We start from the raw sequence: 24544 nt of genomic DNA, 5'->3' as shown, positions 1-24544 counted from the left end.
GATGACGCGTGTCCAGGGCGAATGCGGCCCCGGAGGGAGCGGCTCCGGCGCGGACACGGCCGAGCCGCACCGGCCGGACACCGCGGCGGCTGTGGCAGGCTGCGCTGCATGCCGTCCACACGGGGTGTCTGGGAAGAGCACGGGCCGGGGTGCCACCGCCTGCGGCTGGCGGAGTTGGAGCTCGGGATCGGCGTGGTGTCCGGGTCGGACGGGCTGCTCGTGGTGGACACCGGGAGTTCGCCCGAGCGGGGGGCGTGGCTGCGCGCGGAGGTGACGCGGCGGTTCGGCCGCCCGCCGACGCACCTGGTGATCACCCACGGGCACTTCGACCACTGCTTCGGCACGCCGGCCTTCCGCGCCGCCGACCCGGCGGTGCTGGTCGCCGCCCATCCGGGGTTGACCGGCTACCTGGCGGCCGGTGAGGCCGAGCTGCGGGCGGACGCCGTGCGCTGGGGCGTGCCGGAGGCCGAGGTGCGGGACACGCCGTGGCCGCCGGCCGTCGTGGACCTTCCGGTGGCCGCCTCGGCCGTGCTCGACCTGGGCGGGGGCCGCCGGGTGGAGCTGCTGCACCCCGGTCCCGGGCACACCGGGCACGACCTGGTGGTGCGGGTGCCGCCGGCCTCGGGCGGGCGCGCGGCCCCGGGGGCCCGGGCGGTGGTGTACTGCGGGGACCTGGTGGAGGAGTCCGGGCCGCCGCAGGCCGGGCCGGACTCCTTCCCCGGCGCCTGGCCGGAGGCGCTGGACCGGCTGCTCGCCCTGGGCGGGCCGGACGCGGTGTACCTGCCGGGGCACGGGGCGGCGGTGGACGCCGGATTCGTCCGGCGGCAGCGCGCCGAACTGGCCGCCCGCGCGGCCGGCGACGGGCGGCCGGGCGGCGGCGCCGGCTGAACGCGCGGCCGTGGAGGCGCCGCCGGGCGCGTCGGCGCGCCGCCGGGTCGTGCCGGCGGGGCCGGCGTGGGTGCGTCTACCCTCTCGGCCATGCGCAGCAGGAGCTACGGGCCCGACCTGACCCCGCCGTGGAAGAAGCCGAGGAGTGTCCCCGAGGTGCCGGCCGAGCCGGACCTGGTGGTGGAGGACGCCGCCACCGGGTGGTGCGGGGCTGTGATCGGCACCGAACGGATGCCGGAGGGCGTGGTGGTCACCCTGGAGGACCGCTTCGGCAGGCGGCGGGCCTTCCCCCTGGAGCCGGGGCGCTTCCTGCTGGAGGGGCGCCCGGTGACGCTGGTCCCCGCGAAGGCGGAGCGCGCCCCCGCCCCGCCGCGCCCGCGGCTCACCGCCTCCGGGTCCCTCGCGGTGCCGGACGCCCCGGCCCGCACCGCCCGCGCCAGCCGGATCTACGTGGAGGGCCGGCACGACGCGGAGCTGGTGGAGCGGGTGTGGGGGGACGACCTGCGGGTGGAGGGCGTGGTCGTGGAGTACCTGGAGGGGGTGGACGACCTGCCGGAGATCGTCCGGGCGTTCCGCCCGGAGGCCGGGCGGCGCCTCGGCGTGCTGGTGGACCACCTGGTGCCGGGGAGCAAGGAGCGGCGGATCGCCGACCAGGTGCGCGGCGAGCACGTGCTGGTGGTGGGGCACCCCTTCGTGGACGTGTGGCAGGCGGTCAAGCCGGCGTCGCTGGGGATCGCCGGATGGCCGGCGGTGCCGCGCGGCGTGCCGTGGAAGGAGGGCGTGTGCCGGGCGCTGGGGTGGCCGGTGGACACCCCGGCGGCGTGGCGGCGGATCCTGGGGGCGGTGGGTTCCTACCGTGACCTGGAGCCGGAGCTGCTGGGGCGGGTGGAGGAGCTGATCGACTTCGTCACCGCCTGAGACGCCCGCCCGGTCGTCGGGCGCGGGCGGTCAGTCCACCAGGTCGCGCACCAGGGCGTCGGCGAGCAGCCGTCCGCGCAGGGTGAGCACGGCCCGCCCCTCCTTCCACGGTTCCTCCTGCAGCAGGCCGTCGGCGAGGGCCCGTTCGGCGGCCAGCCGGCCGTCGGGGCGCAGCAGGTCCAGCGGGCAGCCGGAGCGCAGCCGGAGCTCCAGCAGGATGCGCTCCACGCGCCGGTCCTCGGGGGTGAGCAGTTCGCGGCCGTGGCCGGGGGAGGCGTCGGCGGCGAGCCGCTCGGCGTAGGCGGCGGGGTGTTTGACGTTCCACCAGCGGACCCCGCCGACGTGGCTGTGCGCGCCCGGCCCGGCGCCCCACCAGTCCGCGCCGGTCCAGTACAGCTCGTTGTGGCGGCAGCGGGCCTCGGGCGAGGCGGCCCAGTTGGAGACCTCGTACCAGTCCAGTCCGGCGGCGGAGAGCAGTTCGTCGGCGATCAGGTAGCGGTCGGCGTGCTCGTCGTCGTCGGTCATGGGCAGTTCGCCGCGCCGGATGCGCGCGGCCAGCCGGGTGCCCTCCTCGACGATCAGGGCGTAGGCGGAGACGTGGTCCGGGCCGGCGCCGAGCGCCGCCTCCAGGGAGGCCCGCCAGTCGTCGTCGCTCTCGCCCGGGGTGCCGTAGATGAGGTCCAGGTTGACGTGCTCGAAACCGGCGGCGCGGGCCTGGGCGACGCACCACTCGGGCCGCCCGGGGGTGTGGGTGCGCTCCAGGACGCGCAGCACGTGGGGGCGGGCGGACTGCATGCCGAAGGAGACGCGGTTGAAGCCGGCCTCGCGCAGCGCGGCGAGGTAGCCGGCGTCCACCGAGTCGGGGTTGGCCTCGGTGGTGACCTCGGCGTCGTCGGCGAGGCCGAACTCGTCGCGGATGGCGGTCAGCATCCGGGCGAGGTCGGCGGCGGGCAGCAGGGTGGGCGTGCCGCCGCCGACGAACACGGTGCGCACCGGCAGGTCCACGGCCCCGCGCGGGCCCTGGGAGAGCACCCGGCGGGCCAGCCGCACCTCCTCGACCAGGGTGGCCGCGTAGTTCTCCCGGGAGGCCAGGGCGCCGCCGCGCCCGCGCAGCTCGGCGGCGGTGTAGGTGTTGAAGTCGCAGTAGCCGCAGCGGGTGGCGCAGTAGGGGACGTGCAGGTAGAAGCCGAACGGCCGCTCGCCGAGCTCGGCGAGGGCCGGGGCGGGCAGCGCGCCGTCGGTGGGCACCGGCTCGCCGTCGGGAAGTGCGGAGGGCATTGGTCCAGTATCCCCCCGAGCGGGCCGTTGCCGGCGGCCCGCTCCGCCGTCCCCTCCCCCGCTCTCCTCCGCCGCTCCCCGTCCTCCCCGCCCCGTCCTCCCCGCCCCGCGCCGGCCGGCTCCGACCGGGTGGCTCAGCCGGCCCGGCCGGCCCGGTACATCTCCTCGATCGCCTCGCGGTGCAGGCGCTCCACCACGGGGCGCTTGACCTTGAGGCTGGGGGTGAGCTCACCGGTCTCCACCGACAGGTCGCGCGGCAGCAGGGTGAACCTCTTGATCGTCTGCCAGCGCTGGAGTCCGCCGTTGACCCGGTCGACGTAGCCCTGGACGAGCGCGCGGACCCGCGGGTGGGCCACCAGCTCGGCGAAGCCCAGGTGGCCGAGGCCGTGCTGCCCGGCCCAGCCCAGCAGCGCCGGCTCGTCGAGGGTGATCACCGCCGTGCAGTAGCTGCGCTTGTCGCCGATCACGACGACGTTGCCCACGTACGGGCAGGTGGCCTTGACCAGGCCCTCGACCAGCGAGGGGGCGACGTACTTGCCGTTGGAGGTCTTGATCAGGTCCTTCTTGCGGTCGGTGACGCGGACGTGTCCCTCCTCGGTGATCTCGCCGATGTCGCCGGTGTGGAACCAGCCGTCCTCCTGGAGCACCTCGGCGGTCAGGTCGGGACGGCCGTGGTAGCCGCTCATCACGCCCGGGCCGCGCACCAGCAGCTCGCCGTCGTCGGCGACGCGCACCTCGGTGCCGGGCAGCGGCGGGCCGACGGTGCCGATGACGAACCGGTCGTCGAGGTTGACGCAGGAGCCGGCGCTGGTCTCGGTCAGCCCGTAGCCCTCTAGGACGGGCACCCCGGCGCCGAGGAAGAAGTAGCCGATCTCCGGGGAGAGCGCGGCGGAGCCGGATATGCAGCAGCGCATCCGGCCGCCCATGGCCGCGCGGATCCGCCGGTAGACCAGGCGGTCGGCGATCGCGTGCTGCACGGCGAGGCCGAACGGCACGCTGGCCCGCCCGGTGCGGCGCTGGGTGTCCTGGCGGGTCTTCGCCCAGCGCCGGGCGACGTCGGCGGCCCAGCCGAAGATCCGGCTCCGCGCCCCGCCCGCGGCCTGGGCGCGGGCGGCGACGCCGGCGTAGATCTTCTCGAAGACGCGCGGCGCGGCGGCCATGAAGGTGGGCCGGACGACCGGGAGGTTGGCCACGATGCGGTCCACCCGTCCGTCGACCGCCGTGGGGAAGCCCACGGCGAGCTGGCCGGAGGTGAGGGTCTTGCCGAAGACGTGGGACAGCGGCAGCCACATGTACTGCAGGTCGTCCGGGCGCAGCAGGCCGGGGGCGGCCTGCTGGGCGACGGCCTCGTAGGCCCAGCAGTCGTGGTTGAGCCGGACGCCCTTGGGCCGGCCGGTGGTGCCGGAGGTGTAGATGAGCGTGGCGAGGTGGTCGCGCCGGATGCCGGCCACGGCGCGGCGGACCGCGTCGGGGTGGTTGGCCAGGTGGGCGGCGCCGCGGCGCTCCAGCTCCGCGAGGGTGATCACCTCGCCGCCGAAGGAGGCGGCCTCCTCGGGAACGGGGCCGTCGAACAACACGACGGTGCGGAGTTCGGGCAGCCGCTCGCGGACGCTGTGGATCTTGGCGAACTGGTCGGGGTTCTCGGCGAAGACGGCGCGGCTGCCGGAGTCGGCGAGGATGAAGGCGCACTCGTCCGCGTTGGTGCTGGGGTAGACGGTGGTGGTCGCGGCGCCGGAGCACATCACGCCGAAGTCGGCGAACACCCATTCGACGCGGGTGCCGGCGGCGATGGCGACCCGGTCCTCGGGCAGGATGCCGAGGCTCATCAGGCCGGCGGCGATGGCCTCGACCCGCTCCAGGGTTTCCCGCCAGGTGAGTGAGCGCCACTCCTCGGCCCCGCCGGTCCGGGCGGGCACGGGGTGGCGGTAGGCCTCGGCGTCGGGGGTGGCGGCGGCCCGGTCCAGCAGCAGGTGCGCCACCGACTCCGGGCGGCGGGCGATCAGTTCGTCGACGTGCCGGCCGTACGGGCTGCCGGTGAGACCGCCGGCGGTCCGGCCGGACGCGGCCGGGTGGGCGGCGGCCGCCGCGAGTCGGGGATCACTCACGGATACCTCCCTTGTGCGCGGCGTGGGTGGCCGGGGGCCTGGGGCGGACCAGGGGGGACCACCGCCCACTACCGACCGTAGTGGGCGTCAGGGTAGGCGCCCGAGTGCGGTTGGCGGAAGGCCGCGACGGCCGCCTTCTGCGCGGACCGCGGGCCTCGCGGCCGTGGGCATGCCGCAGGCGGGCCCGTGAGCGGGCCCGCCTGGAGGGTTCGCGCCGGCGCGGGTGCTACCGGCAGGCGTCGGTGTCGGCGTGCAGGTAGGAGGTCCAGGTGCCGCGCGAGTCGATGTACCAGCCGGTCTCCGCGACGGTGCACCCGGTCCGGGCGTACTGGTCCTGGGCGGCCTGGAAGCCCCACGGTCGCCAGCTGAACCAGTCGACCTCGCCGCTGCCCTGGGCGTGCGCCGTGGCGCCGGGGGCGAGAGCCATCGCGGCGCCGGCCACCGCGACCGCGGCGCGCCGGGTCACCTTGCTGCTCATGAGACGGTTACCTCCCTTGGAGACGTCCGGCGGCGCGTCCCTCACGCCGTCGCCCGGTCGGCCGGGGCCCGCCGGGTAGCGTCACTGGCCATTAGTGGCGCGGCGGACACCGTCCGCAATCGAACGGCGGGGGCTGATCGCCCGAACCACCCGAAGAGAGCACACCGGGCACGCACGGGAGGCGGGCCCGTACGGGCCCGCCTCCCTCGCCGCGCACCGCCAGGGCGGGCGCTATGGGTGACGACTATCGACCGAGCGAGGCTCAGTACTTCTTGTCGTCGTCCTTCTTGTCGTCGTCCTTGAAGTCGTCCTTCTTGTCGTCGTCCTTGTCGTCGTCGTCCTTGTCGTCGTCGAAGTCACCGAACAGGTCGGTGCTCGCGAACTCGAAGTCCTCGAACAGCAGCGCGTCGTCGCCGATGAGGGCGTTGAAGCCGTCGACCGCGAACGCGTCGCCGGCCTTGGCGAAGTCGAGCTGCGAGACGAACACCTTGTCGTCGAAGATGCCGACCACGTCGTCTTCGAACGCGTCGGCGGCGTAGGCCGGGGTGCCGAGGCCCAGGGCGACGACGGCGCCGACGGCCACGGTGGCGATGCGCTGGGTGATGCTCATGTGACGGTTCCTCCTTCAGGACGCTCAGGCGGTGCGACTGTCACACCGCCCGCTCCCGCTGGTCGGATCTGCGGTGCGGGAGCGCCGTCACCACCATTAGTAACCCGATGAACACACTACGCAACCGGAAATAAGGTCTGATTTTCAGATCACCCGATGAGTCCAGGAGGAGTTGCACGCGGCGAACACGCCGGTGGGGGGCGGCGCGCTCCCGCACGCCGCCCCCCACCGGGACGCTCCCCGCTACCGGGCGCTACTTCTTGCCCTTGTCGCCGCCGCCGCCGTCGGTGTCGGTGGACAGGGCCGCGATGAAGGCCTCCTGGGGCACCTCCACGCGCCCCACCATCTTCATCCGCTTCTTGCCTTCCTTCTGCTTCTCCAGCAGCTTGCGCTTGCGCGAGATGTCACCGCCGTAGCACTTGGCCAGCACGTCCTTGCGGATCGCGCGCACCGTCTCACGCGCGATCACCCGCGCGCCGATGGCGGCCTGGATCGGCACCTCGAACTGCTGGCGCGGGATCAGCTCACGCAGCTTCGAGGCCATCTGGACGCCGTAGTGGTACGCCTTGTCCTTGTGCACGATCGCCGAGAAGGCGTCCACCTTCTCCCCGTGCAGCAGCACGTCCACCTTCACCAGGGCCGCGGACTGCTCCCCGGTCGGCTCGTAGTCCAGCGAGGCGTACCCGCGGGTCTTCGACTTCAGCGCGTCGAAGAAGTCGAAGACGATCTCCGCGAGCGGGAGGGTGTACCGCAGCTCCACCCGGTCCTCGGAGAGGTAGTCCATCCCCTGCATGTTGCCGCGCCGCGACTGGCACAGCTCCATGACCGCGCCGACGAAGTCGTTCGGCGTCAGCACGGTGGCCCGCACCATCGGCTCGTGCACCTCGGCGATCTTCCCCTCCGGGAACTCGCTCGGGTTGGTGACGACGTGTTCGGTGCCGTCCTCCATCACCACCCGGTACACCACGTTCGGCGCCGTGGCGATCAGGTCGAGGTTGAACTCCCGCTCCAGCCGCTCCCGGATGATCTCCAGGTGCAGCAGGCCGAGGAAGCCCACCCGGAAACCGAAGCCCAGCGCCGCCGAGGTCTCCGGCTCGTACACCAGCGCCGCGTCGTTGAGCAGCAGCTTGTCCAGCGCGTCGCGCAGCAGCGGGTAGTCCGAGCCGTCGATCGGGTACAGGCCGGAGAACACCATCGGCTTGGGGTCCTTGTAGCCCCCCAGCGGCTCGACGGCCCCCTTGCTGGCCGAGGTGATCGTGTCACCCACCTTGGACTGGCGCACGTCCTTCACGCCGGTGATCAGGTACCCCACCTCGCCCACGCCCAGGCCGTCGGCGGCCTTCGGCTCCGGCGAGATCACCCCGATCTCCAGCAGCTCGTGGCTCGCCTTGGTCGACATCATGGCGATCCGCTCCCGCTTGGAGAGCTGCCCGTCGACCACCCGCACGTAGGTGACCACGCCCCGGTAGGAGTCGTAGACCGAGTCGAAGATCATCGCCCGCGCCGGGCCGTCCGGATTCCCCACCGGCGCCGGGATCTGCCGGACGCACTCGTCCAGCAGCTCCTCCACGCCCTGGCCGGTCTTCGCCGAGACCTTCAGCACGTCCGCCGCGTCGCAGCCGATGATGTGCGCCAGCTCCGCGGCGTACTTCTCCGGCTGCGCCGCCGGCAGGTCGATCTTGTTCAGCACCGGGATGATGGTGAGGTCGTTCTCCAGCGCCAGGTAGAGGTTGGCCAGCGTCTGGGCCTCGATCCCCTGCGCGGCGTCCACCAGCAGGATCGCGCCCTCGCAGGCCGCCAGCGAACGGGAGACCTCGTAGGTGAAGTCGACGTGACCCGGCGTGTCGATGAGGTTGAGGATGTGGGTCCGGCCCACCGCGCCGTCCTCGCCCCGGACCGGCGCCCACGGCAGCCGCACCGCCTGCGACTTGATCGTGATGCCGCGCTCACGCTCGATGTCCATGCGGTCCAGGTACTGGGCGCGCATCTGGCGCTGCTCGACCACACCGGTGAGCTGCAGCATCCGGTCGGCGAGCGTGGACTTGCCGTGGTCGATGTGGGCGATGATGCAGAAGTTGCGGATCAGCGCCGGATCGGTGCGGCTCGGCTCCGGCACGTTCGTGGGGGTCGCGGGCACTCGGGGTCCAGATTCTCGAAGACGGGCCGATTAGACCGGCCAACCGGTGGCAGCGGTCTAGGGGAACCCTCCCATCGTCCCACGTTCCGGGCCCCGCTCCGGTTTGGGCCCGATTCGCCCCGCTGGTAACCTGTTCCACTGCGCGCGGCACGCCCGCGTGCGGCGACACCCACCAAGGCGAGAAGCAAGAGGCTATTCGTGGCGAACATCAAGTCCCAGATCAAGCGGATCAAGACCAACGAGAAGGCGCGCCAGCGGAACAAGGCCGTCAAGTCGGAGCTGAAGACCGCGATCCGCAGCACCCGTGAGGCCGTCGCCGCCGGCGACGTCGAGAAGGCCACCGCGGCCGCCCGCCTGGCCAGCCGCAAGCTGGACAAGGCCGTCTCCAAGGGCGTGATCCACAAGAACCAGGCCGCCAACAAGAAGTCGGCCCTGGCTTCCCAGGTCGCCTCCCTCCAGGGCTGACCCCTCCCCGGCACCGGGTTCGCCGCCGCCCCTCTCTCCGCCTCCCGGCCCCCTCGGGCAGGAGGCCAGCGCGGCCCCCGACCGCCGTCATCCGGCGCGCACCGGCCTGTTCGCCACGCGGGCGCGCCGACCCAGCTGCACGACGAAGCGCCGGGACCTGCCTCCCCAGGACGGTCCCGGCGCTTCGCCGTTCCACGGCCGGCCACCACGATTGGCCGCCCACGGCGGCCGCCCAGGCGGGTGGCCGCCGTGCGCCGCTCAACGCATCCGGGCCGCCCGGGAGATCGTCACCACCGCCCGCTCCAGGGCATAGGCCGGGTCGTAACCGCCGCCCTTGACCGCCAGATCGGCCTCGGCCACCGCCCGCAGCGCCAACGCCACCCCCTGCGGGCTCCACGAGCGCGCCTGCTTGCGGGTCTGCTCCACCTTCCACGGCGGCATCCCGAGCTCCCGCGCCAGGTCGGCACCGCGCACCCCGCGCTGCTGCGCCGACCCCACCTTGCCGATCGCCCGCACGCTCTGCGCCAGCGCACTGGTCACCAGCACCGGGGCCACCCCCACGGCCAGGGCCCAGCGCAGCTGCTCCAGCGCCTCCGCCGCCCGCCCCTCCACGGCCCGGTCGGCGACCTGGAAGCTCGTCGCCTCCGCCCGCCCGGAGTAGTAGCGGGCCACGGCGGCGGCGTCCACCGGCCCCTCGATGTCCGCCACCAGCTGGGCACAGGCCGAGGCCAGCTCGCGCAGGTCGCTGCCGACCGCGTCCAGCAGGCTGCGGCAGGCGTCCTCGCTGGCCTGCCGCCCGGCCGCGCGGAACTCGCCGCGGACGAACGCCAGGCGCTCGGCGGCCTTGGTGAGCTTGGCGCACGCCACCTCACGGGCCCCCGCCTTGCGGGCCGCGTCCAGCAGCCCCTTGCCCTTGGCGCCGCCCGCGTGCAGCAGCACCAGCGCCGTGGACTCGTCCGGCGCGGCCAGGTACGCCTTCAGCTCCTTGATCACGTCCGCGCCGAGGTCCTGCGCCGCGCGCACCACGATCACCTTGCGCTCGGCGAACAGCGACGGGCTGAGCAGTTCGGCCAGCCGCCCCGGCTGGAGCGAGCCGGGCTGCAGATCGTTGACGTCGGTGTCCGGATCGACCTCGCGGGCGGCCCGCAGCACCGCCGCGGCGACGCGGTCCTGCAGCAACTCCTCCGGGCCGACCGCCAGCGTCACCGGCGCGAGCAGATCGTCCTCGTCCTTCTTCCTGGCCACCGCACCAGCATGGCACGCCGCCCGGACACCCCCGGCACGGGTACGCGGGCCACCGGTGCACGGGCCACCGGTGCACGGGCCGCCCGGGACGCGGCCTGCGCGCTCCCGGGCGCTCCGGGGCGGGCGACGGCCCACCCGGCCCACCACCCCAGAATGGGGGGCATGGAGCACGACACCGCCCACGCCCCCGACACCGCGCTGCTGCTCGTCCTCGCCGACCGCGACGACGCCGAGGAGCTGGCCCACGAGGTGGCCGCGCGACACCCGGGGCTGCCCGCTCCCCGCGTCGTCCGCGAGTACCTGGCCGGTGAGGACGACGCCGAGGACGCCCAGTGGCTGGTGGTCCTGGAGGACCCCGCCGGACACCTGACGGCCGAGGACGTCGCCGCCCTGCGCGAGCGGGTCGCCGAGTACGAGGGCTGGCTGGAGTTCGACTAGCCGCGGTCGTCGGAGGCCGAGGAGCCGCGGATCACCGCGCGCGGGGCGTCCCCGCCGCCGGCGACCGCGACGTCGCCGTGCCGGTCCGTGCGCAGCACCGTCGCCCCCACCGCCTCCAGGGCCCGCAGGGTGGTCGGCGCCGGATGCCCGTAGCCGTTGCCGGCGCCGCAGGAGATCACCGCCACCCGCGGCGCCAGCCGGCCGGTCAGCTCGTGCTCCTGCATGCCGGAGCCGTGGTGGGCGACCTTCAGCACGTCGGCCGCGGGCAGCTCCGGGTGTTCCCGCATCAGCAACCGCTGCGCCTCCGGCTCCAGGTCGCCGAGGGCCACCACGCGCAGACCGTCCACCTCCATCTCCAGGGCGACGCTGCTGTTGTTGTGCCCCGGGGCCGCCCGGGCCTGCGCCGAGGACAGCAGCGTTCCGTCCGGCCCGGCGCGCGGCCACAGCACCCGCCAGCTCACCCCGCCCACGGCGCGCCGCTCACCGGCCGCCGCCAGGAGCAGCGGCACCCCGGCCTCCTCCGCCCAGCGGGCCACCAGTTCCTCGGCCGCGTCGTCCGCGTCGTCCGCCCACCACCGCGCCCGGTCCTCGGGCGTCGGCGGCGGCGGAACCTGCACGGCCCCCACCGCCCGGCCGCGCAACACCCCGGGCAGGCCCGCGACGTGATCGGCGTGCGGGTGGGTCAGGATCACCAGCGGCACGCTGCGCACCCCGAGGTCGCGCAGGCAGTCGTCCACCGCCTCCGGGTCGGGGCCCGCGTCGATCACCAGGGCGCTGCCCTCGCCGGCGCGCACCACCAGCGCGTCGCCCTGGCCGACGTCACAGGCCACCAGACGCCACCCCGCCGGCGGCCAGCCGGTCAGCGGGGCGGTCAGGGCGCCGGTCACCGGCTGCGGGCGCACCAGCGCCAGCAGCAGCGCCACGGCGGCCAGCGCGGCCACCGGCGGCCGCCGCGCCGCCCGGCGCGCGACGGCCACCAGCGCCGTGGCGACCACCGCGAGCAGCGCCCCACCGGCCCAACCGGACGGCCAGGCCACCGTGGCGCCCGGCAGGGCGGCGCCCTGCTCGGCCACGGCCGCGATCCAGCGCGCCGGCCAGGCCGCCAGCCAGGCCAGCGCGCCGCCCACCGCGGGCGCGAACGGGGCACAGCCCAGCGCCAGGAAGCCCAGCACGGTGGCCGGGGCCACCGCCGGCTCCACCAGCAGGTTGCAGACCACGCCCACCACGCTGGCCTGCCCGGTGAACACCACCGCCAGCGGGGCGCAGCACACCTGGACGGCTGCCGCGCCGCCCACCAACCGGGCCGGCGGCCCCGGCCACCCCCGGCGGCACAGCGCCTCGCCCCAGCGCCGGCCCAGCGTGACCAGGGCCGTGGTGGCGGCCACGGAGAGGGCGAACCCCCAGGACCGGGAGAGCCAGGGGTCGAGCAGCAGCAGCGCCAGCGTCGCCCCCGCCACGGCCGGCACCGCCTGCCGCCGCCGGCCCAGGGCGAGCGCCGCCATGCCGATCAGGCCCATCGCCGCCGCCCGCAGCACGCTCGGCTGCGGCCGGCACAGCACCACGAAGGCGACCACCAGCAGCGTCCCCAGGGCGGCCACCCACCGCAGCGGCAGGCCCAGCCGGCCGGCCGGCCCGCCTCGCTCGGACCGGGCCGCCCGGGACAGTCCGCCCGGCCCGACCACCACCGCCAGCAGGATGGTGAGGTTGGTGCCGGAGACGGCGGTCAGGTGCAGCAGGTCGGTGCGGCGGAACGCCTCGGTCAGTCCGTCCGGCATCCGGGAGGTGTCACCCACCACGAGGCCCGGGAGCAGCGCCCGCGCGTGTGGGTGCAGCCGGTCGGTGACGGCGCGCAGGCCGGCCCGGAAGGTCTCCGCGGCCCGCTGCACCGGGTGGGGCGCGGCGAGGACGCGCGGCGGGCCGTGGGCGAAGGCGACCGCCGCGAGGTGCTCCCCGGGCCCGGCCTCGGCGAGCTGGACGGTCGCCTCCACCCGGGTGGAGGGCTGGAGGTCCAGCCAGGCGCCGGTCGGCCCGCCGGTGACCACGAGCAGGACCGGCGCGCGCAGCCGCCGCGGCGGGCCCTCGCCCGGCAGCGCGACCCGTTCCACCCGGACTTCGAGCGTCGCCTGGTCGTGCTCGGCGAGCGGGGCGCCGGCGGCGGGGCTCCGCTCCGGGTCCGCGGTGACGGTGAACCAGGCGGTGACCGTGGCCCGGCGGGCGGCCGGCTCGGCCAACGGACCGCCGCGGACCGTGGTCAGCCGGGCCGCGCAGGCGGCGCACACCACCGCCGCGCACAGCAGGGCGCCGACGACCGTCAAGCCCCGGCGCGGCGGCCCGGCCCGGCGCCGCACCGCCGAGCGGCCCGGGCGGGCGACCGCCCAGGCCACGACGGCCGCCGCCAGCAGCACCCCGGCGGCCGCCCAGGCCGCCCCGGGCGTCCCGGACAGGGCGGCCGCGGCGGCGGCCCAGGCGACCCCGGCGGGGAGCGCCAGCCGCAGGTCGGTGGGTGCGGCCGGCGGGCGGGACGCCGCTGCCGCGGGACGGGGCACGGCCGTCGCCGGCGCGGGGAGCGGGAGGAGGCCGGTCACAGCCGCACCAGTTCCTCGATCTCGGCGAACCGCTGGTCCCCGATGCCGTCCACGTCGCGCAGTTCGTCGACCGAGGTGAAGCCGCCGCGGTCCTCGCGGTGGTCGATGATCCGCTGGGCCAGCACCGGGCCGACGCCGGGCAGCGCGTCCAGCTGTGCGGCCGTGGCCTGGTTGAGACTCACCGGCGCGGCCACGGCGGCCGGTCCGGGGGTCTCGGGGCCGTCCGGCGCGACCGGCGGGGCACCGGAGGCCGCGGGCAGGCCGACCAGGATCTGCTCGCCGTCGCTGAGCGGCCGGGCCAGGTTCAGTGAGGTGGTGTCGACGCCGGGCAGGGCGCCGCCCGCCGCGGCCACCGCGTCGGCCACCCGGGAGCCGGCCGGCAGTTCACGAACCCCCGGCTCCTCGACCCGCCCGGCGACGTGCACCACCAGGGCGCCGGACGCGGAGGGCGGCGCGGTCGAGGCCGGCTGCGCCGGGGGTGACGGGGCCTCCGCCGGGAGGTCCTCCGGGCCCTCCGGGTGGGCGGTGGCGCCGGGAGCCTCCGGCGGGTCCTGGGCGGGCTCGGCCGCCGCGGTGACGGCCGGGATCTCGACGGCGCGCGGCCGGGCGAGCCAGAGGTGGTGCACGGCCAGCGCGGCGGCGACCACCAGCACGGCGGCCAGCGCCAGCAGGGAGCGGCCGTCCAGGCCGAGCCGCACGGTCTCCCGGGCGGCGCCCGCGCGCCGGCGCAGGGCGAGCAGCGGGCGCCGGACCCGGCCGGCCGCCCCCGCTCGCGAGGCCGGCGGCCCACCCGGCGCCGACGGCCCGGCGGACGGCGACCCGGCGGCGGACGCCCCGGCGGACGACGACGCGCCCCCGGGCGACGCCTCGCCGGACGACGCCGCCGGGGACGGAGCCTCGCCGGGCGGCGCCTCCCCGGGCGGCGGCGCGTGGGTGGCCGGGCCCGGCGGCTGCCCGAGGACCAGCAGCGGCCGGCGCGGGGCGGCGGCGTCGAACAGCGCCCGCATCCGGGCACGGGCGTGCTCGGCCGCCTCCGGCGGGGTGCCGGGGCCGGTCGCGGCGCGCGGCCCGGCGGGGGCGGGCACCGGACCGGCGGCGGCGTCGGCACGGGCGGGACGGGCGGCAGGGGCGAGACGGGCTGGAGCGGCGACGGGAGCGGAGGCGGTGCCGGAAGCGGAGACGGAAGCGGAGGCGGGGCCGGGAAGGCGTTCGGTGTCCATGTCCTGACGCTAGGTCGCCGGCACGGGGGCGCGACAGCCCCCACTTCTGCCTGTGGATAACTTCGCCGGCCCCAGGAGAACCGCAGGTCAGTGCGGGGACACCACGATCGCCAGCAGCCCCGGCCCGACGTGCGCGCCGATCACCGCGCCGACCTCCTCCACGTAGAGGTCGCGCAGGTTGGGAATCCGTTCACGCAGCCGCTCGGCCAGCGGCACCGCCCGCTCGGCGGCGGCCAGGTGGTGCACCGCCACGTCCACCCGCTCCGCCGCCGCGTACTCCACGGCCAGCTCCTCCAGCCGGGCGATCGCCCGGGAGGCCGTGCGCACCTTCTCCAACGGCAGGATCCGCCCCTCCGACAGGTGCAGCAGCGGCTTGACCGCCAGCGCGGAGCCGAGCAGCGCGCGAGCGGCGCCGATCCGGCCGCCGCGGCGCAGGTACTCCAGGGTGTCCACGTAGAAGTAGGCCCGGGTGCCCGCCAGGCGGTGCTGGGCGGCCGTCGCCACCTCCTCCAGCCCGCCGCCCGCCTCGGCCGCCCGGGCGGCGCTGAGCACCGCGTAACCGAGCGCCATGCCCACCATCTGGCTGTCCACCACCCGCACCGGGATCGGCGACTGCGCCGCCGCCAGCTCCGCCGCCTCCACCGTCCCGGACAGCTGCGCCGAGATGTGCACCGACACCACCGCCTCGGCGCCGGCCTCGGCGGCCGCCCGGTAGGCGTCGACGAAGTGTTGGATGGGCGGCCGGGAGGTGGTCACGGTGCGCAGCCGCTGCAGGGCGTAGGCGACCGAGCGCGGCGACACCTCGGTGCCCTCCTCCAGCGCCTGGCCACCCATCACCACGGTCAGCGGCACGACCGTGACGCGGTGCCGTTCCACGGCGCTGTGCGGCAGGTAGGCCGTGGAGTCGGTGACGAGGGCGACGGGGTGGGGCATGGGCGCGAGGGTACCCGCAGCCCCACCGCGGGCACAGCGAGGCTCCCGAACCGGCACGGGTGGCGGGGCCGGCCACCGGGCGGAACCGGGCGCTCCGGTCCGCCCCACGGCCCGTCACCGCCGCTAGCCGGACTCCCCCGTGGGGCGCGGCCGGTCCTGACGGGTCGGCCCGGAGCGGCGGGGATCCGCCTCCGGCTCCGCCGCCGGATCGCCGGGCGAGGCCGTGCCGAAGGCGCCGAGCGTGCCCCACCGGCCGGCGTCCGGATCACGCTTGCCGAGCGAAGGCCGCCCTCCCGGCGCGCCGCCGCGGCCACCCCGCTCCCGCCGTTCCTCCCGCGCCGGCTCCCCCGCGCCGGCGTCGGAGGCGGCCCCGTCGGAGGGGGCCGGACCGGACGCGCTCTCCCAGTGCCGCAGGGCCTCGGTCTCCGTGCGGATGGCGTCGGTCAGCCGGGACAGGTCGTGCGCGTCCGTCCGGTAGCGACGCTCCCGCGCCGCGCGGCGCAGCGCGTCGGACGCCTCCACGATCTGCTCGACCTGCGGGCGCAGCGCCTCGAAGCGCTGCCCGGTCCGGGCGTCGTCCACCTCGCGCTCCAGGGCGCCCAGCTCGGCGTCGAGCCCGGCGGCCGGCTCGGCCAGCGCGTCCAGCATGGCCAGGGAGTCCCGCAGCTGCGGGTCGGCCTCGACCGAGGCGGCCAGCACCTGCCGGGTCTGCTGCAGACTGCCGCGCAGCGCCAGCCGGGCCGCGGCGATCCGCCCGGCCAGGCCGGGACGGGTCCGGCTGCGCACCTGGAGGGCGGCGTCCTCCGCGGTGCGCCGCACCTGGGGGATCACCCGCTGCTCGACGGTGCGCTTGACCCGCACGGCGGCGTACACGGACAGCGTGGTGACCAGCACGAAGAGGACCGCCAGCATGCCGAAGACGGTCAAGATGGCATCTCCTCCGTCGGCGAGTTGGACTTCCGGCACCGTTCGCCTCCTCCGCTCGGGCGCCCCCTTCCCCGTCAACGGTAGCGAGGGGTCCCGGGGTTCCGTCAGTGCGCGCGCCCGCCATCACCGCCGAACCACGCGGGCCCGCACGGGCGCACGCCGGGCCGGGCAGGAAGGCGCCGGAACGCGCCGACGCCGCCGGCCCCGCGCGGCGCGCCCCCCACGGGGAGCGGCCGCGCCGGGCCGACGGCGTCACACCGACGGCGGCGAGCGGTCAGGCCGAACGATCGGGCCGAACGATCGGGCCGAACGGTCAGGCCGGGACGATGTTCACCAGCTTGGGCGCCCGGACGATCACCTTCCGCACCTCGGCGCCGCCGAGCGCCGCCACCACGCCCTCGTCCGCCAGCGCCAGCGCGCGCAGTTCCTCCTCGCTGGAGGACGGCGGCACCTCCAGGCGCGCCCGCACCTTGCCGCGCACCTGCACCACGCAGGTCACGGTCTCCTCGCGGAGCAGCGCCGGGTCGGCCTGCGGCAGCGGCTCGTGGGCCAGCGACCCCTCGTGCCCCAGCCGCCGCCACAGCTCCTCGGCGATGTGCGGGGCCAGCGGGGCGACCAGCAGCACCAGCTTCTCGGCCGCCTCCCGCGGGGTGGCCTGCCCGCCGGCCGCCCGCTTGGTGAGGTGGTTGTTGAACTCGATGGCCTTGGCGATCGCCGTGTTGAACCGCAGGCCCTCCATGTCGCGGCGCATCCCGTCGATCGTCCGGTGCAGCAGCCGCTCGGTCTCCGCGTCCAGCGGCTCGTCGACCACCACGACCTCGCCGGTGGCCTCGTCCACCACGGTGCGCCACAGCCGCTGCAGGAAGCGGAAGGAGCCCACCACCGCGCGGGTGTCCCACGGCCGCGAGACGTCCAGCGGCCCCATCGCCATCTCGTACAGCCGCAGCGTGTCCGCGCCGTACTCCTCGAAGATCTGGTCGGGGGTGACCGAGTTCTTCAGCGACTTGCCCATCTTGCCGTACTCGCGCCGCACCGGCTCGTCGTTCCAGAACCAGCCGCCGTCGCGCTCGACGACCTCCTCCGCCGGCACGTACACGCCCCGGGAGTCGGTGAAGGCGTAAGCCTGGATCATGCCCTGGTTGAACAGCCGGTGGAACGGCTCCGCGGAGGAGACGTGCCCCAGGTCGAACAGGATCTTGTGCCAGAACCGCGCGTACAGCAGGTGCAGGACGGCGTGCTCGGAGCCGCCCACGTACAGGTCCACGCCGCCCGGGTCGCCGGTGGAGGCGTCCGTGCCGTCCTTCGGCCCCATCCAGTACGCCTCGACGGCCGGGTCGACCAGCCGCTCGGTGTTGGTCGGGTCCAGGTAGCGCAGCTCGTACCAGCACGAGCCGGCCCAGTTGGGCATGGTGTTGGTCTCACGGCGGTAGCGCTTCGGCCCGTCGCCCAGGTCGAGGGTGACCTCCACCCACTCCCGGTTGCGGGACAGCGGCGTCTCCGGGCTGGTGTCGGCGTCCTCCGGGTCGAAGGTCCGCGGCCGGTAGTCGTCGATCTCCGGCAGCTCGACCGGCAGCATGGAGTCCGGCAGCGGAACGGCCACGCCGTCCTCGTCGTAGACGATCGGGAAGGGCTCGCCCCAGTACCGCTGCCGGCTGAACAGCCAGTCCCGCAGCCGGTAGGTGACGGTGCCCTCGCCCAGCCCGCGCTGCTCCAGCCAGCCGATGACGGCCTTCTTGGCGTCCGGCACGCTCAGCCCGTCCAGCGACAGGCCCTCGCCGGTGGAGGCCGTCAGTGTGGCGTCGGTGTTGGCGGTGAAGGCGTCGTCCCAGGCCGCCGGGTCGGTGCCCAGCCCCGAGTCGGCCGGCGGGGCGACCACGCAGCGGATCGGCAGGCCGAAGGCGCGCGCGAAGGCGAAGTCCCGGGAGTCGTGGCCGGGCACGGCCATGATGGCGCCGGTGCCGTAGCCCATCAGCACGTAGTCGGCGACGAACACCGGGATGCGCTCCCCGTTGACCGGGTTGATCGCGTACCCGCCGGTGAAGACGCCGGTCTTCTCCCGCGTCTCCGCCAGCCGCTCCACGTCCGACTCGCCGCCGACCGCCTTGCGGTACGCCGCGACGGCCTCCGCCGGCGTGGCGGCGCCGCGGGTCCAGGCGGCGGGCGGCTCGGCGCCGTCCGGGCCGGTCGGCCACGCCTGCGGCACGATCCCGTCCACCAGCGGGTGCTCCGGGGCCAGCACCATGTAGGTGGCGCCGAACAGGGTGTCCGGACGGGTGGTGAAGACGGTGACCGGCCCCAGCTCCGGGTGGCCGTCCAGCGCGAAGTCCACCCGGGCGCCCTCGGAGCGGCCGATCCAGTTCCGCTGCTGCAGCTTGATGGCCTCCGGCCAGTCCAGCCGGTCCAGGTCCCGCAGCAGCCGCTCGGCGTAGGCCGTGATGCGCATCTTCCACTGCCGCAGGTTGGCCTTGAAGACCGGGAAGTTGCCGCGCTCGGACCGGCCCTCGGCGGTGACCTCCTCGTTCGCCAGCACCGTGCCCAGCCCCGGGCACCAGTTGACCGGCGCCTCGTCGGCGTAGGCCAGCCGGTAGCCGCTCAGCACGTCCTCCTGCTCGGCGCGGCCCAGCTCCGCCCACGGGCGGCCGTCCGGCGTCGGCCGCTCACCGCGCTCGAAGCTGGCGCGCAACTCGGCGATCGGGCGGGCGCGCTGCGCCTCGGGGTCGTACCAGGAGTCGAAGATCTGCAGGAAGATCCACTGCGTCCAGCGGTAGAACTCCGGGTCGGTGGTCGCGACGGACCGCCGGGAGTCGTGGCCCAGGCCCAGCCGGCGCAGCTGGCGGCGCATGTTGGCGATGTTGGCCTCGGTGGTCACCCGCGGGTGCGTGCCGGTCTGCACCGCGTACTGCTCGGCGGGCAGGCCGAAGGCGTCGTAGCCGAGGGTGTGCAGGACGTTGTGGCCGGTCATCCGCTTGTACCGGCTGAAGACGTCGGTGGCGATGTAGCCGAGCGGGTGTCCGACGTGCAGGCCCGCCCCCGAGGGGTACGGGAACATGTCCATCGCGTACACCTTCGGGCGGTCGCCCAGCTTGTCCGGCTCGCCGAGGGGGCCGGCGGGGTTGGGCGCCTCGAAGGTGCCCGCGGACTCCCAGTAGTCCTGCCAGTGCCGCTCGATCCGTCCGGCCAGCTCCGCCGTGTAGCGGTGCGTGCCCGTGTCGCTCTGCTCGTTCATGCTCTCTCTCGACCTCGACTCCACGAAACGACAAAGCCCCCTCGCTCAGGAGGGGGCCGCCGCGCTGCCCGTCGGTTGTCCGATTCCGGGTTCAGCGCGGCCGGCGAAGCAGAAGCTGCGCGGCGTCCATGGGGCCAGGGTACCCGACCGGTCGGCGACGGAGCGTCGCGTTCCGCCCCGCCCGGGCACGGGAGTCAAGGAGTGGAGCTAAGGGGACTTGAACCCCTGACCTCTTGCATGCCATGCAAGCGCTCTACCAGCTGAGCTATAGCCCCATGTCAACCGCTGGGTGTGTGCCCGCGGCGACCTGACTCACTGTACACGGGCCCGGCGGCCGGCCGCGAATCCCCCCGGCCGGGCGGCTCACCGAACCGGCCCCCGAGTGGCTACCGGGGGCGTCCATGGGAAAAAGTTACTGCGGCGGCCGCCGGGACCCACCGGACGGCGCCCCCGATCCAGCAGCCAGATGGAAGACGCGAGCCGCGCACCGTGAACGCAGACCGCACGTCGAGTGCGTCCCCCGCCAGCACGCATCCCGACCGCCGCCCCGCTGCCTCGCGGGGCGGTACCGCCGCCGGCCGCCCGCCGCGCCAGGGGCGGCCGTGGCTCCTCCCGCTCCTGCTGCTGCTCGCCGTCGTGGCCGGGCTGACCGTGCGGGAGCTGGCCGGCGCCTCGCTGATCGACGCCCGGGTGTACCAGGCCCAGGGCGAGGCGCTGGTGGCCGGCACGCCGCTGTACGAGGTACGGGCGACCGCGCTGCGGCTGCCGGCCACCTACCCCCCGTTCGGGGCGATGCTGTTCGTCCCGCTGGCCGCGATGGGCCCGACGACGCTGGCGATCGCCTCCTACGCCGCCAACGCGGCGCTGCTCGCGGCCTTCGTGTGGCTGTCGCTGCGGCTGGTGCTCGGCGAGCGGGCCCCGCGGGGTGTCCGGGCGGTCAGCTGGGTGCTCGGGCTGTCGGCCGCCGCCATATTCGTCGAACCGGTGTGGACCACGCTCGGCTACGGCCAGGTCAACCTGCTGATCGGCACGCTGGTGCTGTGGGACTTCACCCGGCGGCCGGGGCATCCGCTCACCGGCCTCGGCACCGGACTGGCCACCGGCATCAAGCTCACCCCGGCCCTGTTCGTGTTCTTCCTCGCCTGCTGCGCGGTCGTCGCCGCGGTGCGCGCCGCCCGGGACGCCGACCCGGGACGGGCCGCCCGGCTGCGGGCCCAGGCGCGGAGCACCGGACGCGCCGCGCTGACCTCGGTGGCGGTCTTCCTCGGCACGGTCGCCCTCGGCTTCGCCGCCCTGCCGTCGGCCGCGGTGACGTTCTGGACGGACCTGATGTTCTCCGCCGACCGGGTGGGGCGGGTGGAGGACTCGCAGAACCAGTCGCTGCGCGGCGCCGCGGCACGGCTGCTGCACACCGTCGAGCCGGGGATCTCCTGGCAGGTCGCGGCGGTCCTGGTGGCGGCGGTGGGGCTGGCCGCCGCCGTGGCCCTCGCGCTGCGGTCGGCGACCGCTCCCCCCGGCGCCCCGGCGCCCGGGAGGCCGTCGCCGCTGGCCTGGGCGGTGGTGGCCTGCGCGCTGGTCGGGCTGCTGGTCAGTCCGGTGTCGTGGACCCACCACTGGGTGTGGTGCGTGCCGCTGGGCATCCTGCTGGTGGTCGAGGCGCGGGCCCGGCGCGGCACGGCGTGGTGGGCGCTGACCGGGGTCACCGCGGTGGTCTTCCTGGCCCAGCCCACCTGGCGCCTGCCGCACTACGACCACGTGGAGCTGTCGCAGACCCCGCCGGAGATGGTGATCGGCTCGGCCTACGTCCTGCTGGCACTGGGCATGCTCGGCCTGTGCGTCCGGCTGGCGCTGCGGCCACGCCGACCGCGGGCGGCCGGCTCCGCCCCGGCCGCGGCGCCCGAGTCGTCCGCCACGCCCGGGGCCACCGGCGCGCCCGGGGCCGCCGACGCGGGCGGCGGCGCGGACCCGGCCGGCAGGGAGCGTTCCCGGTTCGTGTCGCGATAGCGCCGATCCGCCCCCGAGGCTCGCCAGAATCCCGCCCGAACCCGCCAAGAGGCACGCCGCAGCCCCACCGGAACCCGGCCGCAGCGGTACCCGCCCACCGCCCGAAACGGCAGCTCAGCGGGATGTCGGGTTTCCTGAGACCTCTGATACCGGTGATACCGGTGTAAACACCACCCCTGTCCGCGCTCGACCACCCCGCCGTGCCGCGCCTAGAACTGGCCACGGCAGAAACGGCGGGGACAGCGATCGGGGGGTCGGCACCCGCCACGGTCCCGCCGTTGACTCAACAACGAGAAAGGCGGGTGTAGACGTTGCCTGACGTCGCACGCCGTGGATTCCTGGGGCTCGCGGCCGCGCTGGGAGGCACGGCCGCCGGACTGACCGTGGCCCCGGTCACCACCGAGAAGGCCGTCGCCGAGACCGTGAGCGGCGGCGGCTCCTGCCCTCCGCTGCCGGGCGCGGTCACCGTCACCCGGGACGATCCCCGATACGCCTACCTGAGCACCCGGGGCCTCAACACCCGTTTCAGCAACCAGCCGGACTCCATCCACCAGGTGTTCTCCACCGAACAGGTGCGGCAGGTGGTGGAGGACGCCGTCCGCGCCGGACGCCGCATCGCCGTGCGCAGCGGCGGGCACTGCCTGGAGAGCCTGGTCGACAACCCCGAGGTGCGGTCCGTCATCGACCTCGCCGAGATGAACGAGGTCTACTACGACCCCGCCCGGCAGGCCTTCGCCGCCGAGGCCGGCGCCCAGCTCGGACAGGTCTACCGCTCGCTGTACCTCGGCTACGGCGTCACCATACCCGGCGGCACCTGCCCCACCGTGGGCCTCGGCGGCTACGTCAGCGGCGGCGGCTTCGGCGCGATGTGCCGCCAGCACGGGCTGATCGTCGACCACCTGTACGCCGTGGAGGTGGTCGTCGTGGACAGCGCCGGCCGCGCCCGCACCGTCGTCGCCACCCGCGAGCCCTCCGACCCCAACCGCGAGCTGTGGTGGGCGCACACCGGCGCCGGCGGCGGCAACTTCGGCGTCGTCACCCGCTACTGGTTCCGCGCCCCGGGCGCCCAGGGCGACGACCCGACCACGCTGCTGCCCAAGCCGCCCCGCACCATCCTGCGCACCACGGTCAGCTGGCCGTGGAGCGGGATGAACGAGGCGTCCTTCGCCCGCCTGGTGCGCAACCACGGCGAGTGGCACGCCCGCAACAGCGGCGACGGCTCCCCGTACGCCAGCCTGTTCAGCGGCCTCTACCTGAACCAGCGGATCGTCGGGGCGGTGACCCTGGACGCGCTGATCGACGGCAGCCTGCCGAACGCGCAGGCGCTGATGGACGACTACGTCGCGGCGCTGAACGCGGGGGTGACCGCCCCGAGCACGGTCACCAACCGCACCGCGCCCTGGCTGGCGTCCACCCTCGCCGGCCTCGCCGACCCCGGCATGTACAGCCGGGCCAAGGGCAAGGGCGCCTACCTGCGCAAGCCGTACACCGACGCCGAGATCGCCACCGTCTGGAAGCACGTCTCCGACCCGGCCTACAACGGCCGCGCCCTGGTGCTGCTGTACTCCTACGGCGGGAAGGTGAACACGGTGGCGCCCTCGGCGACGGCCGTGCCGCAGCGGGACTCCATCATCAAGAGCTACATCGGCACCTACTGGGCCGACCCCAACGAGGACGCCAAGCACGTCGACTGGATCCGCGGCTTCTACCAGGAGCTGTACGCCGGCACCGGCGGCGTCCCGCTGTCCAACGACAGCACCGACGGCTCCTACATCAACTACCCCGACGTGGACCTGCTGGACTCCCAGTGGAACCGGTCGGGCGTCCCGTGGCACACCCTGTACTTCAAGGACAACTACCCGAGGCTCCAGCAGGTCAAGGCGCGCTGGGATCCCCGCAACGTCTTCCGGCACGCGCTGTCCGTCCAGGCGCCCGGCTGACGACCGGGCCGACGGCCCACCCGTGACGGACGCGCCCGGGTGAGGGACGGCGCGGGGTGACGGACCGGAGACGACCGAGGGCCCGGCCACCGGATTCGGTGACCAGGCCCTCGGTCGTGACGGCTGTCGACTCGCAGAGTCGAACTGTGGAGCTAAGGGGACTTGAACCCCTGACCTCTTGCATGCCATGCAAGCGCTCTACCAGCTGAGCTATAGCCCCGCCGCGCGGAACGGGAGCGACCGGCCGCCCCTCCCCGGAAAGGGAGAAACCGGCGAACCGCCGCGCGATGGTTGGGTGGTGACCGCCGAAGGAGGCGGACCGTGGAGCTAAGGGGACTTGAACCCCTGACCTCTTGCATGCCATGCAAGCGCTCTACCAGCTGAGCTATAGCCCCGCCGTTCACCGGCGTTGTTCGCGCCGTGAACGAGGTACACATTAGCGGGTCCCCCGCCGAACCGTGAAATCCGGATCGGCGGGGCCCACGCGGACGTACCCGGGCCCGTCGCGGTGCCGTCAGCTGTCGTCGCCGAGCACCGGCTCCGGCAGGCTCCCCGCGTTGTGCTCCAGCAGCCGCCAGCCCCGGCGGCTCTCCCCGAGGATGGACCAGTTGCAGTTCGCCAGGCCGCCCAGGGCGCCCCAGACCTGCGGATCCAGGCCGAGCATCGCGCCGAGGGTCACCCGGATGGCGCCGCCGTGGCTCGCGACCACCAGCAGCCCGCCCTCCTCCAGCTTCTCCACGGCCTGCTCCACCACCGGCACGGTCCGCTCGGCGACCTCCGTCTCCAGCTCGCCGCCACCGCGCCGCACCGGCTCACCGCGCCGCCAGGCGGCGTACTGCTCCGCGTGGCGCTCCTGGATCTCGGCGTCCGTCAGCCCCTGCCACACCCCGGCGTAGGTCTCCCGCAGCCCCGGGTCGTGGGTCACCTCCAGGCCGGTGAGCACCGCGAGCTCCGCCGCCGTGGCCGCGGCCCGGGACAGGTCGGAGGCGATGATGGCGTCCGGATCGAGCGAGGCCAGCAGCCGCGCCGCCCGGCGGGCCTGCAGGACGCCGGTCTCGGTCAGCGGGATGTCCGTGGTGCCCTGGAAGCGCCGCTCCAGGTTCCAGGTCGTCTGGCCGTGCCGCCACAGCACGACCCGGCGGCCCCG

General features: G+C 75.2%; 18 protein-coding genes and 3 tRNA genes. 6 read left to right on the top strand and 15 right to left on the bottom strand.

Translation table 11 applies throughout. From position 1 onward, the window contains the following. The first annotated feature begins 108 nt into the window (after positions 1 to 108). Positions 109 to 888 carry an MBL fold metallo-hydrolase gene (locus tag FHU37_RS18225; protein ID WP_179815213.1) on the top strand — a complete coding sequence of 260 codons (780 nt, stop codon included), beginning with the start codon at positions 109 to 111 and terminating at the stop codon, positions 886 to 888. A gap of 90 nt (positions 889 to 978) precedes the next feature. Beyond that, positions 979 to 1806, top strand: a complete 828-nt coding sequence (locus FHU37_RS18220; RefSeq protein ID WP_179815212.1) for a DUF3097 domain-containing protein — start codon at positions 979 to 981, stop codon at positions 1804 to 1806. A 30-nt stretch (positions 1807 to 1836) separates the two neighbouring features. On the opposite strand, the gene hemW is transcribed toward FHU37_RS18220, so the two are convergent. The 5 genes from hemW to lepA all read right to left on the bottom strand — a co-directional run bounded on the left by hemW (position 1837) and on the right by lepA (position 8414). Further along, positions 1837 to 3084, bottom strand: coding sequence for a radical SAM family heme chaperone HemW (hemW, locus tag FHU37_RS18215; protein ID WP_179815211.1), 1248 nt, complete (start codon positions 3082 to 3084; stop codon positions 1837 to 1839). 134 nt (positions 3085 to 3218) lie between these two features. Further along, positions 3219 to 5087 carry an AMP-dependent synthetase/ligase gene (locus tag FHU37_RS18210; protein ID WP_179816369.1) on the bottom strand — a complete coding sequence of 623 codons (1869 nt, stop codon included), beginning with the start codon at positions 5085 to 5087 and terminating at the stop codon, positions 3219 to 3221. A 328-nt stretch (positions 5088 to 5415) separates the two neighbouring features. Continuing rightward, a complete protein-coding gene (locus FHU37_RS18205) occupies positions 5416 to 5667 on the bottom strand; it encodes a hypothetical protein (RefSeq protein ID WP_179815210.1) in 252 nt (83 codons plus the stop codon). A gap of 262 nt (positions 5668 to 5929) precedes the next feature. Then, positions 5930 to 6277, bottom strand: coding sequence for a hypothetical protein (locus FHU37_RS18200; RefSeq protein WP_179815209.1), 348 nt, complete (start codon positions 6275 to 6277; stop codon positions 5930 to 5932). Between the two features lie 253 nt (positions 6278 to 6530). Next, positions 6531 to 8414 carry a translation elongation factor 4 gene (lepA, locus tag FHU37_RS18195; RefSeq protein WP_179815208.1) on the bottom strand — a complete coding sequence of 628 codons (1884 nt, stop codon included), beginning with the start codon at positions 8412 to 8414 and terminating at the stop codon, positions 6531 to 6533. Positions 8415 to 8612: 198 nt separating this feature from the next. Here lepA and rpsT point away from each other — a divergent pair, with 198 nt between their 5' ends. Further along, a complete protein-coding gene (rpsT, locus tag FHU37_RS18190; protein WP_179815207.1) occupies positions 8613 to 8879 on the top strand; it encodes a 30S ribosomal protein S20 in 267 nt (88 codons plus the stop codon). Between the two features lie 258 nt (positions 8880 to 9137). Here the strand turns inward: rpsT and holA are convergent, their stop codons facing one another. Further along, positions 9138 to 10124: a DNA polymerase III subunit delta gene (gene holA, locus FHU37_RS18185; RefSeq protein ID WP_179815206.1), complete on the bottom strand. Its 987-nt coding sequence runs from the start codon at positions 10122 to 10124 to the stop codon at positions 9138 to 9140. A 162-nt stretch (positions 10125 to 10286) separates the two neighbouring features. Here holA and FHU37_RS18180 point away from each other — a divergent pair, with 162 nt between their 5' ends. Next, a complete protein-coding gene (locus tag FHU37_RS18180; RefSeq protein WP_179815205.1) occupies positions 10287 to 10562 on the top strand; it encodes a hypothetical protein in 276 nt (91 codons plus the stop codon). On the opposite strand, the gene FHU37_RS18175 is transcribed toward FHU37_RS18180, so the two are convergent. The 6 genes from FHU37_RS18175 to FHU37_RS18150 all read right to left on the bottom strand — a co-directional run bounded on the left by FHU37_RS18175 (position 10559) and on the right by FHU37_RS18150 (position 19728). After that, on the bottom strand, positions 10559 to 13147 hold the full coding sequence (locus FHU37_RS18175) for a ComEC/Rec2 family competence protein (protein ID WP_179815204.1): 2589 nt from the start codon (positions 13145 to 13147) through the stop codon (positions 10559 to 10561). The two genes, FHU37_RS18180 and FHU37_RS18175, sit on opposite strands and share 4 nt — an antisense overlap. Further along, positions 13144 to 14367: a ComEA family DNA-binding protein gene (locus FHU37_RS18170; RefSeq protein ID WP_246449977.1), complete on the bottom strand. Its 1224-nt coding sequence runs from the start codon at positions 14365 to 14367 to the stop codon at positions 13144 to 13146. The genes FHU37_RS18175 and FHU37_RS18170 overlap by 4 nt, the downstream gene beginning before the upstream one ends. An 87-nt stretch (positions 14368 to 14454) precedes the next feature. Further along, positions 14455 to 15300, bottom strand: coding sequence for a DegV family protein (locus FHU37_RS18165; protein ID WP_179815203.1), 846 nt, complete (start codon positions 15298 to 15300; stop codon positions 14455 to 14457). A 123-nt stretch (positions 15301 to 15423) separates the two neighbouring features. Then, positions 15424 to 16227, bottom strand: a complete 804-nt coding sequence (locus FHU37_RS18160) for a hypothetical protein (protein ID WP_179815202.1) — start codon at positions 16225 to 16227, stop codon at positions 15424 to 15426. Between the two features lie 313 nt (positions 16228 to 16540). Next, on the bottom strand, positions 16541 to 19453 hold the full coding sequence (locus tag FHU37_RS18155) for a leucine--tRNA ligase (protein ID WP_179815201.1): 2913 nt from the start codon (positions 19451 to 19453) through the stop codon (positions 16541 to 16543). Positions 19454 to 19655: 202 nt separating this feature from the next. Further along, positions 19656 to 19728, bottom strand: a tRNA-Ala gene (locus FHU37_RS18150). A gap of 214 nt (positions 19729 to 19942) precedes the next feature. Between FHU37_RS18150 and FHU37_RS18145 the strand changes: the two genes are divergently transcribed. Together FHU37_RS18145 and FHU37_RS18140 are read left to right on the top strand one after the other, a co-directional pair. Beyond that, positions 19943 to 21457 (top strand): glycosyltransferase 87 family protein, encoded by a 1515-nt coding sequence (locus tag FHU37_RS18145; protein WP_179815200.1) that lies wholly within the window; start codon positions 19943 to 19945, stop codon positions 21455 to 21457. A gap of 311 nt (positions 21458 to 21768) precedes the next feature. Beyond that, positions 21769 to 23397: an FAD-binding oxidoreductase gene (locus FHU37_RS18140; RefSeq protein ID WP_179815199.1), complete on the top strand. Its 1629-nt coding sequence runs from the start codon at positions 21769 to 21771 to the stop codon at positions 23395 to 23397. Between the two features lie 147 nt (positions 23398 to 23544). Here the strand turns inward: FHU37_RS18140 and FHU37_RS18135 are convergent. The 3 genes from FHU37_RS18135 to FHU37_RS18125 all read right to left on the bottom strand — a co-directional run bounded on the left by FHU37_RS18135 (position 23545) and on the right by FHU37_RS18125 (position 24529). Further along, positions 23545 to 23617, bottom strand: a tRNA-Ala gene (locus tag FHU37_RS18135). A 102-nt stretch (positions 23618 to 23719) separates the two neighbouring features. Further along, positions 23720 to 23792, bottom strand: a tRNA-Ala gene (locus tag FHU37_RS18130). Between the two features lie 119 nt (positions 23793 to 23911). Beyond that, complete coding sequence (locus tag FHU37_RS18125; RefSeq protein WP_376773963.1) at positions 23912 to 24529, bottom strand: histidine phosphatase family protein; 618 nt, start codon at positions 24527 to 24529, stop codon at positions 23912 to 23914. Positions 24530 to 24544 lie beyond the last annotated feature (15 nt).

The sequence above is a fragment of the Allostreptomyces psammosilenae genome (assembly GCF_013407765.1).
In the GTDB taxonomy this organism is placed as follows: domain Bacteria; phylum Actinomycetota; class Actinomycetes; order Streptomycetales; family Streptomycetaceae; genus Allostreptomyces; species Allostreptomyces psammosilenae.
This window is presented reverse-complemented; position numbering and strand designations above follow the sequence as displayed.